This window comes from Candidatus Pantoea soli (genome assembly GCF_007833795.1).
Taxonomy (GTDB): domain Bacteria; phylum Pseudomonadota; class Gammaproteobacteria; order Enterobacterales; family Enterobacteriaceae; genus Pantoea; species Pantoea soli.
Genome location: NZ_CP032702.1, coordinates 207,486 through 222,310, shown reverse-complemented (window position 1 = coordinate 222,310; position 14,825 = coordinate 207,486). Strand labels below are relative to the sequence as shown.

Sequence of the window (14,825 nt, the reverse complement as noted above, 5' to 3'; positions counted from 1 at the left end):
TATGTTTTTTTTGCGTCTGTATTGCGCAGTGCGATCAACGGAGAATGGGCCTCATACATCACACTGAGGACGAAGATTATGGAATTCGATCAGAATCGGGCCGCAAAACCGTTTAACGTCACGTTACCGGATATGTTGCGTGGGTTAGTACGCGTAGTGAAGCGCTGGCACGCGAAACGGCAGACCCGTCTCTTGCTGGCGAACCTGAGCGACGCGCAGCTGCGCGATATTGGCCTGACGCGACAGGATATCGATCGTCAGTGCTAAGAAACGCCGGGCGAAAAAAAACCCTGCCGGAGCAGGGTTTTTTATTGGTCAGCTGACGCAGCAGACGATTACTCGTCGTCGCTTCCGCCCAGACCTGCGTTCAGCAGTTCAGCCAGGCTGGCAGAGGCTTCATCCGCAGTAACCTGCGGTGCTGCCGGTACTTCGCCTGCCTGACGGCGACGCATACGATCCTGATGGTAAGCGTAACCGGTACCTGCCGGGATCAGACGACCCACGATAACGTTCTCTTTCAGACCGCGCAGTTCATCGCGCTTACCTGCTACTGCGGCTTCGGTCAGGACACGGGTGGTCTCCTGGAACGATGCTGCAGAGATGAACGACTCGGTTGCCAGAGACGCTTTGGTGATACCCAGCAGATCGCGCATGTAGGTTGCACCGATTTTGCCGTTCGCTTCCAGATCGCGGTTGGAGATCTTGATACGAGAGACTTCTGCCTGCTCGCCTTCCAGGAACTCCGAGCTACCCGCGTTCATGATGGTCGCTTTACGCAGCATCTGACGCACGATGACTTCGATGTGCTTATCGTTAATCTTAACGCCCTGCAGGCGGTAAACTTCCTGCACTTCGTTGGTGATATAACGGGTCACCGCATGGACGCCACGCAGACGCAGGATATCGTGTGGTGATTCCGGGCCGTCAGAAACGACGTCACCGCGTTCAACACGCTCACCTTCGAATACGTTCAGCTGACGCCATTTCGGAATCATCTCTTCGTACGGATCGCTGCCATCAACCGGCGTGATCACCAGACGACGCTTGCCTTTGGTCTCTTTACCGAAGGAGATAATACCGCTGATCTCCGCCAGGATAGCTGGCTCTTTCGGACGACGCGCTTCGAACAGATCCGCAACGCGCGGCAGACCACCGGTGATGTCCTTGGTACCGCCAGATTCCTGCGGCACACGCGCCAGGGTATCACCCGAGCTGATCTTGACGCCATCTTCCAGCTGTACAATCGCTTTACCAGGCAGGAAGTATTGCGCAGGCATATCGGTACCCGGGATCAGAACGTCGTTACCGTTGGCATCAACGATTTTCAGTGCCGGACGCAGGTCTTTACCACCCGAAGTACGCTCTGCGGAATCCAGTACCACCAGCGATGACAGACCGGTGAGGTCGTCAGTCTGACGGGTAATGGTCTGACCGTCGATCATATCGGTAAAGCGGATGAAACCACCCACTTCAGTGATAACCGGCATGGTGTGTGGATCCCAGTTCGCTACGGTTTCGCCCGCGGCAACCTGCTCGCCATCACCTTTCGCCATCACTGCACCGTAAGGCACTTTATAGCTCTCTTTGGTACGACCGAACTCGTCGATCATTTTCAGCTCAACGTTACGCGAAACGATAACCAGCTTCCCGGAGGAGTTGGTTACTGACTTGGCGTTGGTCAGCTTGATAGTACCTTTGTTCTTCACCTGAATGCTGGATTCAGCAGCCGCACGCGATGCCGCACCACCGATGTGGAACGTACGCATCGTCAGCTGAGTACCCGGCTCACCGATGGACTGTGCTGCGATAACGCCGATGGCCTCACCTTTGTTGATGATGTGACCACGTGCCAGATCGCGACCGTAGCAGTGTGCACACACACCGAAGTCGGTTTCACAGCTTACGACCGAACGCACTTTAATGGCGTCAACGGAGTTCTCTTCCACCACGTCACACCAGTGCTCATCGATCAGGGTGTTACGCGGGATCAGAATGTCCGCAGTGCCCGGCTTCAGCACGTCTTCTGCCGTTACACGGCCCAGCACACGCTCACGCAGCGGCTCTTTAACGTCGCCACCTTCGATGACCGGAGTCATCATGATGCCTTCGAACGTGCCACAGTCATCTTCGGTCACAACCAGGTCCTGCGCCACGTCAACCAGACGACGGGTCAGATAACCGGAGTTTGCGGTTTTCAGTGCGGTATCCGCCAGACCTTTACGCGCACCGTGCGTCGAGATGAAGTACTGGAGTACGTTCAGACCTTCACGGAAGTTCGCGGTGATTGGCGTTTCGATGATGGAGCCATCTGGCTTCGCCATCAGACCACGCATACCTGCCAGCTGACGAATCTGTGCCGCAGAACCACGCGCACCGGAGTCGGCCATCATGTAAATGCTGTTAAACGAAACCTGCTGCTCTTCTTCACCGTGACGGTTGATCACCGTTTCAGTCTGCAGGTTATCCATCATCGCCTTGGAGACGCGTTCGTTCGCGGCAGCCCAGATATCGATGACTTTGTTATAACGTTCACCAGCAGTTACCAGACCAGACTGGAACTGTTCCTGGATCTCAGCCACTTCCGCTTCTGCTTCGGCGATGATTTCCGCTTTCTTAGCCGGGATAACCATATCGTCGATACCGACAGACGCACCTGAACGGGCTGCGTAAGCAAAACCGGTGTACATGGTCTGGTCAGCAAAGATAACGGTCGGCTTCAGGCCGAGGATGCGGTAACAGGTGTTCAGCATCTTCGAAATGGCTTTTTTACCCAGCGCCTGGTTGACGATGGAGTAAGGCAGACCTTTCGGCACGATCATCCACAGAATCGCACGGCCAATGGTCGTGTCGATCAGGCTGGTTTTCGCAACGAGCTCATCCTGCTCATTTTTGGTGTACTCAGTGATACGCACTTTAACGCGCGCATGCAGCTCGGCCTGGCCTGCGCGATAAACACGCTCAGCTTCTTTCGGGCCGGTCAGCACCATGCCTTCGCCTTTGGCGTTCACTTTGTCACGGGTCATGTAGTACAGACCCAGAACAACGTCCTGTGATGGAACAATGATTGGCTCACCGTTCGCTGGCGACAGAATGTTGTTGGTTGACATCATCAGCGCACGCGCTTCCAGCTGGGCTTCCAGCGTCAGCGGTACGTGAACAGCCATCTGGTCACCATCGAAGTCGGCGTTATAAGCCGCACAAACCAGCGGGTGCAGCTGGATCGCTTTACCTTCGATCAGAACCGGTTCAAACGCCTGAATACCCAGACGGTGCAGGGTTGGTGCACGGTTCAGCAGGACCGGGTGTTCGCGAATCACTTCGTCCAGGATATCCCAGACTACCGCTTCTTCACGCTCAACCATTTTCTTGGCAGCTTTGATGGTGGTAGCAAGACCACGCAGTTCCAGCTTGCCGTAGATGAACGGTTTGAACAGCTCCAGGGCCATTTTCTTCGGCAGACCGCACTGATGCAGACGCAGGTATGGACCTACGGTGATAACCGAACGACCGGAGTAGTCAACACGTTTACCCAGCAGGTTCTGACGGAAACGACCCTGCTTACCTTTGATCATGTCGGCAAGCGATTTCAGTGGGCGTTTGTTAGAGCCGGTGATGGCACGACCGCGACGGCCGTTGTCCAGCAGGGCATCTACCGCTTCCTGCAGCATACGTTTTTCGTTACGTACGATGATATCTGGCGCAGCCAGATCCAGCAGACGCTTCAGACGGTTGTTACGGTTGATTACGCGACGATACAGATCGTTCAGATCCGACGTAGCGAAACGACCACCATCCAGCGGTACCAGCGGACGCAGATCTGGCGGCAGTACCGGCAGAACGGTCAGGATCATCCACTCTGGCTTGTTGCCAGACTGTACGAACGCTTCCAGCAGTTTGATACGCTTGGTCAGCTTCTTACGTTTGGTCTCAGAGTTGGTTTCGTTCAGCTCTTCACGCAGCTGCTCGCACTCCTGCTCCAGATCCATATTTTTCAGCAGCGCCTGGATAGCTTCCGCACCCATCTTCGCGTCGAATTCGTCACCGAACTCTTCCAGCGCGTCAAGGTACTGCTCTTCCGTCAGAATCTGACGTTTTTCCAGGTTGGTCATGCCGCCTTCAACAACCACGTAGGATTCGAAGTACAGCACGCGCTCGATATCACGCAGCGGCATATCCAGCAGCAGGCCGATGCGGGATGGCAGTGATTTCAGGAACCAGATGTGGGCCGTAGGTGAAGCCAGCTCAATGTGGCCCATACGCTCACGACGCACTTTGGTCTGCGTGACTTCAACGCCACACTTCTCACAGATCACACCGCGGTGTTTCAGACGCTTGTACTTACCGCACAGGCACTCGTAATCTTTTACCGGTCCGAAAATACGGGCGCAGAAAAGACCGTCACGCTCCGGCTTGAAGGTACGGTAGTTAATGGTTTCCGGCTTTTTCACTTCACCGAAGGACCAGGAACGGATCATGTCTGGCGAAGCCAGCGCAATTTTGATCGCGTCAAACTCTTCGGTCTTAGTTTGCGCTTTCAGAAACTTAAGTAAGTCTTTCACGGATTAGCTCCCGTCGGAGTGGAACTCTCAGGGACGCACACCGAAGTGCACGTCCCATAACCAGTACTTGCGAGTGCTTACTCGTCTTCCAGCTCGATGTTGATACCCAGCGAGCGAATCTCTTTCAACAGTACGTTGAAGGATTCCGGCATGCCCGGTTCCATCTGATGGTTGCCGTCGACGATGTTTTTATACATCTTCGTACGACCATTCACGTCATCAGACTTAACAGTCAGCATTTCCTGCAGGGTATACGCGGCACCGTATGCTTCCAGTGCCCACACTTCCATCTCACCGAAGCGCTGACCACCGAACTGCGCCTTACCACCCAGCGGCTGCTGCGTAACGAGGCTGTAAGAGCCGGTAGAACGTGCGTGCATCTTGTCGTCGACCAGGTGGTTCAGTTTCAGCATGTACATGTAACCTACGGTTACCTGACGCTCGAACTGCTCACCGGTACGGCCGTCGAACAGGGTGATCTGACCGGAAGAAGGCAGGCCGCCGAGCTGCAGCAGCTCTTTGATTTCGATCTCTTTCGCACCATCGAACACTGGCGTTGCGATTGGCATACCTTTTTTCAGGTTCTCAGCCAGACGCAGCACTTCATCGTCCGAGAAGGTGTTCAGGTCAACTTTCTGACGCACATCCGTGCCCAGGTCATAAGCACGCTGGATAAACTCACGCAGTTTGGCGACTTCTTCCTGCTTCTTCAGCATTGCATTGATTTTCTCACCAATGCCTTTAGCCGCCATCCCGAGGTGGGTTTCCAGAATCTGACCGATGTTCATACGTGACGGTACGCCCAGCGGGTTCAGTACGATATCGACCGGCGTGCCGTTCTCATCGTAAGGCATATCTTCGATCGGGTTGATCTTGGAGATAACACCTTTGTTACCGTGGCGACCTGCCATTTTGTCACCCGGCTGGATCTGACGTTTAACGGCCAGATACACTTTGACGATTTTCAGCACGCCTGGTGCCAGATCGTCGCCCTGAGTGATTTTGCGACGCTTGGCTTCGAGTTTCTTCTCAAACTCGTGCTTCAGCTCGTCATACTGCTCAGCCAGCTGCTCCAGCGCATTCTGCTTCTCTTCGTCAGTCAGGCCGAGTTCCAGCCAGCGCTCACGAGGCAGTTTTTCCAGCTTCTCTGCTTCCACGCCGCCGGCGATCAGCACAGCCTGGATACGGCTGAACAGACCCGCTTCAAGGATCTGCAGTTCTTCCGACAGGTCTTTTTTCGCCTGCTTCAGCTGCATCTCTTCGATTTCCAGCGCGCGTTTGTCTTTTTCCACGCCATCGCGGGTAAAGACCTGAACGTCGATAACGGTACCAGACACGCCGTTCGGTACGCGCAGTGACGAATCTTTAACGTCAGAGGCTTTTTCACCGAAGATCGCACGCAGCAGCTTCTCTTCCGGCGTCAGCTGAGTTTCACCTTTCGGCGTCACTTTACCGACCAGAATGTCGCCACCGGTCACTTCCGCACCGATATAAACGATACCGGATTCATCCAGTTTGGAGAGCGCAGCTTCACCCACGTTCGGGATATCCGCGGTGATCTCTTCCGGCCCCAGTTTGGTGTCACGCGACACGCAAGCCAGTTCCTGAATATGGATGGTGGTGAAACGGTCTTCCTGAACAACACGCTCGGAAACGAGGATGGAGTCTTCGAAGTTGTAACCGTTCCATGGCATGAACGCCACGCGCATGTTCTGACCCAGCGCCAGTTCACCGAGGTCGGTAGACGGGCCGTCAGCCAGCACGTCGCCACGCTCGATTGGCTCACCCAGAGAGACACACGGCATCTGGTTGATACAGGTGTTCTGGTTAGAGCGGGTGTACTTGGTCAGGTTGTAGATATCAATGCCCGCTTCGCCCGGGTACATCTCATCTTCGTTAACTTTGATAACGATACGGGATGCATCCACGTACTGAACGGTACCACCACGTTTCGCCACCGCGGTTACACCGGAGTCGACCGCAACAGCACGTTCCATACCGGTACCGACCAGAGGCTTGTCCGCACGCAGGGTGGGTACTGCCTGACGTTGCATGTTCGCACCCATCAGGGCGCGGTTAGCATCATCGTGCTCCAGGAACGGGATCAATGACGCACCGACGGAAACGACCTGCTGGGTCGAAACGTCCATGTAGTCAACCTGATCGCGGCTGAACAGGCTCGATTCACCTTTGCTACGGCAGGTGACCAGATCGTCAACAAAGCTGCCATCTTCTGCCAGGTTGGTGTTCGCCTGCGCGATAACGTAGTTACCCTCTTCAATCGCAGAGAGGTAATGAATTTCATCGCTGACTTTGCCATCTACAACGCGACGGTACGGCGTCTCAAGGAAGCCATATTCGTTGGTCTGCGCGTAAACAGACAGGGAGTTGATCAGACCGATGTTCGGACCTTCCGGCGTTTCGATTGGGCAGACGCGACCGTAGTGAGTCGGGTGTACGTCTCGCACTTCGAAGCCGGCACGTTCACGGGTCAGACCGCCCGGACCCAGTGCAGAAATACGACGTTTGTGCGTAATTTCAGACAGCGGGTTGTTCTGGTCCATGAACTGGGACAGCTGGCTTGAGCCAAAGAACTCTTTCACCGCCGCCGAAATTGGCTTGGCGTTGATCATGTCCTGCGGCATCAGGGTGTCGAGGTCGCCCAGAGAGAGACGCTCTTTCACCGCACGCTCTACACGCACCAGACCTACGCGGAACTGGTTTTCGGCCATTTCGCCAACGGAACGAATACGACGGTTGCCGAGGTGGTCAATATCATCCACTTCGCCGATACCGTTACGGATTCCGATGAGCTTCTTCATCACTTCGATGATGTCGTCTTTGCTCAGAATACCGGAACCTTCGATCTCATTGCGCAGCAGAGAACGGTTGAACTTCATGCGGCCTACCGCAGAGAGATCGTAACGATCTTCTGAGAAGAACAGGTTCTCAAACAGATTTTCTGCCGCTTCACGCGTTGGCGGCTCGCCCGGACGCATCATACGGTAGATCTCAACCAGCGCGCTCAGGCGATCGTTGGTTGGGTCAACACGCAGGGTCTCGGAGATGTACGGGCCGTGATCCAGATCGTTAGTGAACAGCGTTTCAATGCGCTTGTGACCGGACTGGCTCAGTTTTGCCAGCAGATCCAGTGACAGTTCCATGTTCGCCGGAACAATCAGCTCACCAGTATTCAGATCGATGTAGTCTTTCGCGACCACTTTGCCTGCGATGTACTCAACCGGCACTTCGATATGCTGAATGTTGTCTTTTTCCAGCTGACGGATATGACGTGCAGTGATGCGACGACCTTTCTCAACGTAGACCGTACCGTTGGCTTCGATATCGAAGGAGGCGGTTTCACCACGCAGGCGCTCAGGCACCAGTTCCATCTGCAGCTTGTTGTCGCGGATTTCAAACACCACTTTTTCAAAGAACAGATCGAGGATCTGCTCAGTGGTGTAATCCAGCGCGCGCAGGATGATACTGGCCGGCAGCTTACGGCGACGGTCAATACGGACGAACAGGTTGTCTTTCGGGTCAAACTCAAAGTCGAGCCATGAACCGCGGTAAGGGATAATACGTGCGTTATACAGCACTTTACCGGAAGAGTGCGTTTTACCCTTATCGCTGTCAAAGAATACGCCAGGACTACGATGCAGCTGAGAAACGATAACACGCTCAGTACCGTTGATAACAAAGGTACCGTTGTCGGTCATGAGCGGAATTTCGCCCATGTACACTTCTTGTTCTTTAATGTCTTTTACGGTGCCTTCCGGCGCTTCGCGCTCGTAGATCACCAGACGCAGTTTCACGCGCAGCGGTGCTGAGTAAGTCACGCCACGGATCTGACATTCAGTTACGTCAAAGACAGGCTCACCCAGGCGGTAGCTGACATACTGCAACTCAGAGTTGCCGCTGTAGCTCGCGATTGGGAATACGGAGCGGAAGGCTGCTTCCAGACCGTACTGGCCTTCTGGATCTTGCTCGATAAACTTCTGGAACGAGTCAAGCTGGATAGAAAGGAGATAAGGCACATCCAGAACTTGTGGACGTTTACCAAAATCCTTACGAATACGTTTTTTCTCGGTATAGGAGTAAACCATAGGGTTCCTCAGCTAGCTGACAAGTCGACCCACGCTGTCCGTCCTGAAGGGACAGTTCATGCAACACTATTTTGTTTTTCATGCGATGCGCGGCACCCCATGCAATACATCTTTCTATCACTCTTAAATCATTTCATCGCCGTTGCGCAGGCAGGGAACCCTCACAGGAAAGCGATATATTAAGGCGTCGATAGAAAAAGATATTGAAGAGAAACAATGGACAAACAGTGCGAAACGCCATCGTTCCCCTGTAGCGCAAAAAGGCTGGTGACCAAAAAGTCACCAGCCATCAGTCTGATTACTCAGACTGCAACCCGAAGGTTGTCTTACTTAACTTCAACTTCAGCGCCAGCTTCTTTCAGAGCAGCTTCAAGTGCAGCTGCGTCGTCTTTGCTGATGCCTTCTTTGATTGCAGCTGGAGCAGCTTCAACCAGGTCTTTAGCTTCTTTCAGGCCCAGACCAGTTGCGCCACGTACTGCTTTGATTACTGCAACTTTGTTCGCGCCAGCCGCTTTCAGGATAACGTCGAATTCAGTTTTCTCTTCAACAGCTTCAGCCGGGCCAGCAGCTACAGCTACAGCAGCAGCAGCAGACACGCCGAATTTTTCTTCCATAGCAGAAACCAGCTCAACTACTTCCATTACGGACATAGCTGCAACGGCTTCCAGGATTTGATCTTTAGTGATAGACATAACAATTGTTCCTAAGAATCGGTAAAAGTTTATACGTTAGCAAGTACGAAGAAAAAGAATCTGGCCTTAAGCCGCTTCTTTTGCGTCGCGAACAGCAGCCAGAGTGCGGACCAGTTTGCCAGCAGCGGCTTCTTTCATGGTCGACATCAGACGTGCCAGTGCTTCTTCGTAAGTCGGCAGCGTTGCCAGACGGTCAATTTGTGCCGCCGGGATCAGCTCACCTTCAAAGGCTGCAGCTTTGACCTCAAAGTTTGCATTCGCTTTCGCGAACTCTTTGAACAGACGAGCAGCAGCGCCCGGGTGTTCCATCGAGTATGCAATCAGGGTCGGACCAACAAACGTGTCTTTCAGGCACTCGAAAGGAGTACCTTCAACAGCGCGGGTCAGCAGGGTGTTGCGAACAACACGCATGATAACGCCAGCTTCACGACCTGCTTTACGCAGTTCAGTCATTTTATCAACGGTCACGCCACGGGAATCCGCAACAACCGCTGAAAGCGCGCCTTTGGCTACTTCGTTAACTTCAGCAACAATTGCTTGTTTGCCTTGAAGATTTAATGCCATTAGCTTTGCTCCTGGATTTGACCGGGAAAAATTTCCCGGAACTCACTTCACTTACACACCCGAGGGTGATAAGCGCGTTACACGGTGAGCAGAATCCAGTGAAGAAAAAAATTCTTTTTGGTTCTGTCACCGTCTACGCAGGAAATTAAGCAGCGTCTCCGGAGAGAGTTTGCTCCTGCGGTCTTGGACGGAGGCCAGGATCAGGCCTGGCTCCAACCTTAATGACTGATTAATGAAGCGATTAAACTTCACCGCTCAGCCATTATGAATCTGGGTTCTGTGCTGACACTTCAGCCAGAACAACGGGCGTAAGATTCTAGATGAATTTTTCGCCCGTTACAATAGCAATTAGTTTGCTGCTGCGTTCAGACCAGCCTGGTCAACGGCAACGCCGGCGCCCATGGTGGTAGAGATGCTGACTTTCTTGATGTACACGCCTTTCGCCTGTGAAGGTTTCGCTTTTTTCAGCGCAACCAGCAGGGATTCCAGGTTTTCTTTCAGTTTGTCAGCATCGAAATCCACTTTACCGATGGTGGTGTGGATGATGCCGTTTTTGTCGTTACGGTAACGAACCTGACCGGCTTTAGCGTTTTTAACCGCTTCAGCAACGTTCGGCGTTACAGTACCGACTTTCGGGTTTGGCATCAGACCGCGTGGGCCCAGAACCTGGCCCAGCTGGCCAACAACGCGCATTGCATCCGGAGAAGCAATAACAACGTCAAAGTTCATTTCGCCTTTCTTGATCTGGTCAGCCAGATCTTCCATACCTACCAGCTCAGCGCCTGCAGCTTTAGCAGCTTCAGCGTTTGCGCCCTGGGTAAATACGGCAACGCGGACGGAACGGCCAGTACCGTGTGGCAGTACAGTTGCACCACGTACGTTCTGGTCAGATTTACGTGCATCGATGCCGAGGTTAACAGCAACGTCCACGCTCTCTACGAATTTAGCGGTAGCCAGTTCTTTCAGCAGAGCAACAGCTTCGTTGATGTCGTACTGTTTGGTCGCATCAACTTTGTCACGGATCACGCGCATGCGCTTGGTCAGCTTAGCCATTTCTTAGTCCTCCACTACCAGGCCCATGGAACGAGCAGTACCTTCGATAGAGCGAGTCATCGCTTCTACGTCAGCACCAGTCATGTCCGCAGCTTTGGTTTCTGCAATTTCACGCACCTGAGCACGCGTTACTTTACCGACTTTGTCTTTGTTCGGCTTACCAGAACCAGACTTGATGCCCGCTGCTTTTTTCAGCAGAACGGCAGCCGGAGGCGTTTTGGTAACGAAGGTGAAAGAACGGTCGCTGTAAACGGTGATAACAACTGGGGTCGGCAGACCTTTTTCCAGTGATTCTGTTTTGGCGTTGAACGCTTTACAGAATTCCATGATGTTAACACCCTGCTGACCCAGAGCCGGACCAACTGGTGGGCTCGGGTTAGCCATACCAGCTGCAACCTGCAGCTTGACGTAGGCTTGTACTTTCTTGGCCATGATAATTCCTCAATTGGGTTATAGCGCCTGACTGACAGGCTCCCCGTGGTAACGATTTACACGCTGTTGCCAGCGCATAAAAACAAAAGGCGCGAAATTATAGGTAAATTTCGCGCCTTCCGCAAGAGCTAAAAAACAGGCAAAAAGGTTAACCTTTCTCCACCTGTGCAAAATCCAGTTCAACCGGCGTTGCACGACCGAAGATGGATACCGATACCTTCAGGCGGCTTTTCTCGTAATCCACTTCTTCGACCACACCGTTGAAATCGGCAAATGGACCGTCGTTGACGCGCACCATTTCGCCCGGTTCGAACAGCGTTTTTGGACGCGGCTTATCACCGACCTGCTGCAGGCGGTTCATGATCGCATCGACTTCTTTATCGCTGATCGGTGCCGGACGATCAGAGGTACCACCAATGAAGCCCATTACACGCGGTACACTGCGCACTAAGTGCCAGCTGGCGTCATTCATCACCATCTGTACCAGTACGTAACCAGGGAAGAATTTGCGTTCGCTTTTGCGACGCTGACCGCCACGGATTTCAACGACTTCTTCAGTCGGCACCATGACTTCGCCAAACAGTTCTTCCATGTTGTGCAGTTTGATATGCTCTTGCAGCGACTTCGCTACGCGGGCTTCAAAACCGGAAAACGCCTGAACGACGTACCAGCGTTTTTTTGGAGCTTCAGACATCTCAGAACCTCAGGCCAGTAATAAACGATACCAGACGGACCAGAATACCATCCAGCCCCCACAAAATCAGTGACATCACGGCGGTAACCGCGGCAACGATTAACGTGGTGTGCAATGTTTCCTGGCGAGTTGGCCAGATGACCTTACGCATTTCGGTTCTTGCTTCACGTGCAAAAGCAACGGTTGCCTTGCCTTTGGTTGTCAGCAACGCAATGCCGCCTGCCGCAGCGATCAGCACGACCACAGCCAGCGCGCGTAAAGGCAGTGTTACATCGCGATAAAGGTAGTTACCGACGATTGCTACCAGCAGCAATGCGATCACAGCCACCCACTTTATCGCTTCCAGGCCGCGCCCGCTCCCTTGAGCTTCGGTATTCGCACTCATAAACCAACCTGCCACAATAATTCAGAAACTATTCTGCCCCGCAGAGCGAGGCATCCAAACCGAATGAGCTTTTGGGGCGTAACTCGGTATCCAGCGCTGTAAAACCAGAGCCTGTCTCAGCAATGATTATGATCGAAAATCACTGATGAGCCAGGTTCTATGTAACAGCGTACAAAAAGGGCATCAAATGATGCCCTTTCCGTGTGCATTGCGTCAAATATTATCGCAATTAAGCGATAACTTCGGCTACAACGCCCGCGCCAACGGTACGACCGCCTTCACGGATTGCGAAACGCAGACCCTGGTCCATCGCGATTGGGTGGATCAGCGTAACGGTCATTTTCACGTTGTCGCCTGGCATAACCATCTCAACGCCTTCTGGCAGTTCGATGTTGCCGGTCACGTCAGTGGTACGGAAGTAGAACTGTGGACGGTAGCCTTTGAAGAACGGAGTATGACGGCCGCCTTCGTCTTTAGACAGAACGTACACTTCTGATACGAACTTGGTATGTGGCTTGATGGTGCCCGGCTTAGCCAGAACCTGGCCACGCTGGATCTCTTCACGCTTGATACCACGCAGCAGAACGCCGCAGTTCTCGCCTGCCTGACCCTGGTCCAGCAGCTTACGGAACATCTCAACACCAGTACAGGTAGACTTGGCGGTGTCTTTGATGCCGACGATTTCAACTTCGTCGCCCACTTTCACGATGCCGCGCTCAACACGACCGGTCACAACGGTACCACGGCCGGAGATGGAGAATACGTCTTCGATTGGCAGCAGGAACGGCAGGTCGATTGCACGAACCGGATCCGGGATGTAGGTATCCAGGTGGCCAGCCAGCTCAACGATCTTCGCTTCCCACTCAGCGTCGCCTTCCAGTGCTTTCAGCGCTGAACCGCGAACGATTGGGGTGTCGTCGCCCGGGAAGTCATACTGAGACAGCAGGTCACGCACTTCCATCTCAACCAGTTCCAGCAGCTCTTCGTCATCAACCATGTCGCACTTGTTCAGGAACACGATGATGTAAGGAACGCCAACCTGACGACCCAGCAGGATGTGCTCACGGGTCTGAGGCATCGGGCCATCAGTCGCAGCAACAACCAGGATCGCGCCGTCCATCTGCGCAGCACCGGTGATCATGTTTTTCACGTAGTCGGCGTGGCCCGGGCAGTCAACGTGTGCGTAGTGACGGCTTGGGGTTTCGTATTCAACGTGAGAGGTGTTGATGGTGATACCACGAGCCTTCTCTTCCGGCGCGTTATCGATCTGATCGAAAGCACGCGCCTGGCCGCCGTAGGTTTTAGCCAGAACGGTGGTGATTGCAGCAGTCAGGGTGGTTTTACCGTGGTCAACGTGACCGATGGTGCCCACGTTTACGTGCAGTTTGTTGCGTTGAAATTGCTCTTTAGCCATCGCTTGTCCCTCTAAGACACGGATATATCAAAGATATCGTCACATCAACCAGGCAAAGCCTGATGTTAGTTTTACAGAGAGAGAATCAGGAGAGAGATAAAGGAAGTGGTGCTGATACCCAGAGTCGAACTGGGGACCTCACCCTTACCAAGGGTGCGCTCTACCAACTGAGCCATATCAGCACATCTGGAGCGGGCAGCGGGAATCGAACCCGCATCATCAGCTTGGAAGGCTGAGGTAATAGCCATTATACGATGCCCGCATCCTGGAACTCGGCTACCTGTTCTTTCTGTAGCTTATGAATAATAAAAGAAGACCTTCTATTATTCGAGTCAGTCAGAGTTTCTGACCAACGTCGATTACGCTACTGCGTAATCTGAATTCGGAGGTGAGAGAAGAACTCACCCATCAGGTAAACGCTTTATCTGATGCTCAACACGTTGGTTGAGATGGTGGTGGGAGAAGGATTCGAACCTTCGAAGTCTGTGACGGCAGATTTACAGTCTGCTCCCTTTGGCCGCTCGGGAATCCCACCTACTTGATGGTGCCGGCTACCGGAATCGAACTGGTGACCTACTGATTACAAGTCAGTTGCTCTACCAACTGAGCTAAGCCGGCATCAAGTGACGCGCATTCTAGGAAGACCGGCGACAGGATGCAACAAAAAAATCGCTAAAATTGCGCTATCGCTTACTATTTGTGCAAACACCCGCAAAATCCACTTCACCGGGCGTATTTTTGCGCAGTTGCGGTATGAATTTGCGCCAGTCTTTTTATCTGCGAAGAGTGAGCCGCAAAGCAGGTATACAGGTGAGAGTAGTGACGTCGGCCTTTTTAATTCTCTGTTCGTCGTTTTTTTCGTTTTATCCGTAGCCATCTTTGTCACTTGTGCAGAATTGTGCCGACAGGCATTCACCCTGCCGCTA

At 53.2% G+C, this 14,825-nt stretch carries 11 protein-coding genes and 4 tRNA genes; 1 reads left to right on the top strand and 14 read right to left on the bottom strand.

The genetic code is table 11. From position 1 onward, the window contains the following. The first annotated feature begins 78 nt into the window (after positions 1-78). Positions 79-267: a DUF1127 domain-containing protein gene (locus D8B20_RS00985; RefSeq protein ID WP_145886293.1), complete on the top strand. Its 189-nt coding sequence runs from the start codon at positions 79-81 to the stop codon at positions 265-267. A 68-nt stretch (positions 268-335) separates the two neighbouring features. On the opposite strand, the gene rpoC is transcribed toward D8B20_RS00985, so the two are convergent. From rpoC to D8B20_RS21705, 14 genes are all read right to left on the bottom strand, one after another. Beyond that, positions 336-4,559 carry a DNA-directed RNA polymerase subunit beta' gene (gene rpoC / locus D8B20_RS00980; protein ID WP_145886291.1) on the bottom strand — a complete coding sequence of 1,408 codons (4,224 nt, stop codon included), beginning with the start codon at positions 4,557-4,559 and terminating at the stop codon, positions 336-338. 77 nt (positions 4,560-4,636) lie between these two features. Further along, entirely contained in the window at positions 4,637-8,665 is a 4,029-nt protein-coding gene (gene rpoB, locus D8B20_RS00975; RefSeq protein ID WP_145886289.1) for a DNA-directed RNA polymerase subunit beta, read from the bottom strand. 326 nt (positions 8,666-8,991) lie between these two features. Beyond that, positions 8,992-9,357, bottom strand: coding sequence for a 50S ribosomal protein L7/L12 (gene rplL / locus D8B20_RS00970; RefSeq protein WP_021508206.1), 366 nt, complete (start codon positions 9,355-9,357; stop codon positions 8,992-8,994). Positions 9,358-9,423: 66 nt separating this feature from the next. Next, positions 9,424-9,921: a 50S ribosomal protein L10 gene (gene rplJ, locus D8B20_RS00965; RefSeq protein ID WP_145886287.1), complete on the bottom strand. Its 498-nt coding sequence runs from the start codon at positions 9,919-9,921 to the stop codon at positions 9,424-9,426. Positions 9,922-10,269: 348 nt separating this feature from the next. Beyond that, on the bottom strand, positions 10,270-10,974 hold the full coding sequence (rplA, locus tag D8B20_RS00960) for a 50S ribosomal protein L1 (protein WP_145886285.1): 705 nt from the start codon (positions 10,972-10,974) through the stop codon (positions 10,270-10,272). Positions 10,975-10,977: 3 nt separating this feature from the next. Further along, complete coding sequence (gene rplK, locus D8B20_RS00955) at positions 10,978-11,406, bottom strand: 50S ribosomal protein L11 (RefSeq protein ID WP_013507401.1); 429 nt, start codon at positions 11,404-11,406, stop codon at positions 10,978-10,980. Between the two features lie 148 nt (positions 11,407-11,554). Next, positions 11,555-12,100: a transcription termination/antitermination protein NusG gene (gene nusG / locus D8B20_RS00950; protein ID WP_010616908.1), complete on the bottom strand. Its 546-nt coding sequence runs from the start codon at positions 12,098-12,100 to the stop codon at positions 11,555-11,557. A gap of 1 nt (position 12,101) precedes the next feature. Next, positions 12,102-12,485: a preprotein translocase subunit SecE gene (gene secE / locus D8B20_RS00945; protein WP_145886283.1), complete on the bottom strand. Its 384-nt coding sequence runs from the start codon at positions 12,483-12,485 to the stop codon at positions 12,102-12,104. Between the two features lie 229 nt (positions 12,486-12,714). Then, positions 12,715-13,899: an elongation factor Tu gene (gene tuf / locus D8B20_RS00935; protein WP_145886281.1), complete on the bottom strand. Its 1,185-nt coding sequence runs from the start codon at positions 13,897-13,899 to the stop codon at positions 12,715-12,717. A gap of 106 nt (positions 13,900-14,005) precedes the next feature. Continuing rightward, a tRNA-Thr gene (locus D8B20_RS00930) sits at positions 14,006-14,081 on the bottom strand. 5 nt (positions 14,082-14,086) lie between these two features. After that, a tRNA-Gly gene (locus D8B20_RS00925) sits at positions 14,087-14,161 on the bottom strand. 188 nt (positions 14,162-14,349) lie between these two features. Beyond that, a tRNA-Tyr gene (locus D8B20_RS00920) sits at positions 14,350-14,434 on the bottom strand. A 7-nt stretch (positions 14,435-14,441) separates the two neighbouring features. Further along, positions 14,442-14,517: transfer RNA gene (locus tag D8B20_RS00915), tRNA-Thr, on the bottom strand. Position 14,518: 1 nt separating this feature from the next. Continuing rightward, positions 14,519-14,776, bottom strand: a complete 258-nt coding sequence (locus D8B20_RS21705) for a hypothetical protein (protein WP_222433866.1) — start codon at positions 14,774-14,776, stop codon at positions 14,519-14,521. Positions 14,777-14,825: the final 49 nt, after the last annotated feature.

What these genes read in the sequence shown, in the direction of transcription:
- D8B20_RS00985 (WP_145886293.1), top strand. Translation starts at nt 79, where the DNA reads ATGGAATTCGATCAGAATCGGGCCGCAAAACCGTTTAACGTCACGTTA.
- rpoB (WP_145886289.1), bottom strand. Translation starts at nt 8,665, where the DNA reads ATGGTTTACTCCTATACCGAGAAAAAACGTATTCGTAAGGATTTTGGT.
- rplL (WP_021508206.1), bottom strand. Translation starts at nt 9,357, where the DNA reads ATGTCTATCACTAAAGATCAAATCCTGGAAGCCGTTGCAGCTATGTCC.
- rplJ (WP_145886287.1), bottom strand. Translation starts at nt 9,921, where the DNA reads ATGGCATTAAATCTTCAAGGCAAACAAGCAATTGTTGCTGAAGTTAAC.
- rplA (WP_145886285.1), bottom strand. Translation starts at nt 10,974, where the DNA reads ATGGCTAAGCTGACCAAGCGCATGCGCGTGATCCGTGACAAAGTTGAT.
- rplK (WP_013507401.1), bottom strand. Translation starts at nt 11,406, where the DNA reads ATGGCCAAGAAAGTACAAGCCTACGTCAAGCTGCAGGTTGCAGCTGGT.
- nusG (WP_010616908.1), bottom strand. Translation starts at nt 12,100, where the DNA reads ATGTCTGAAGCTCCAAAAAAACGCTGGTACGTCGTTCAGGCGTTTTCC.
- secE (WP_145886283.1), bottom strand. Translation starts at nt 12,485, where the DNA reads ATGAGTGCGAATACCGAAGCTCAAGGGAGCGGGCGCGGCCTGGAAGCG.
- tuf (WP_145886281.1), bottom strand. Translation starts at nt 13,899, where the DNA reads ATGGCTAAAGAGCAATTTCAACGCAACAAACTGCACGTAAACGTGGGC.
- D8B20_RS21705 (WP_222433866.1), bottom strand. Translation starts at nt 14,776, where the DNA reads ATGGCTACGGATAAAACGAAAAAAACGACGAACAGAGAATTAAAAAGG.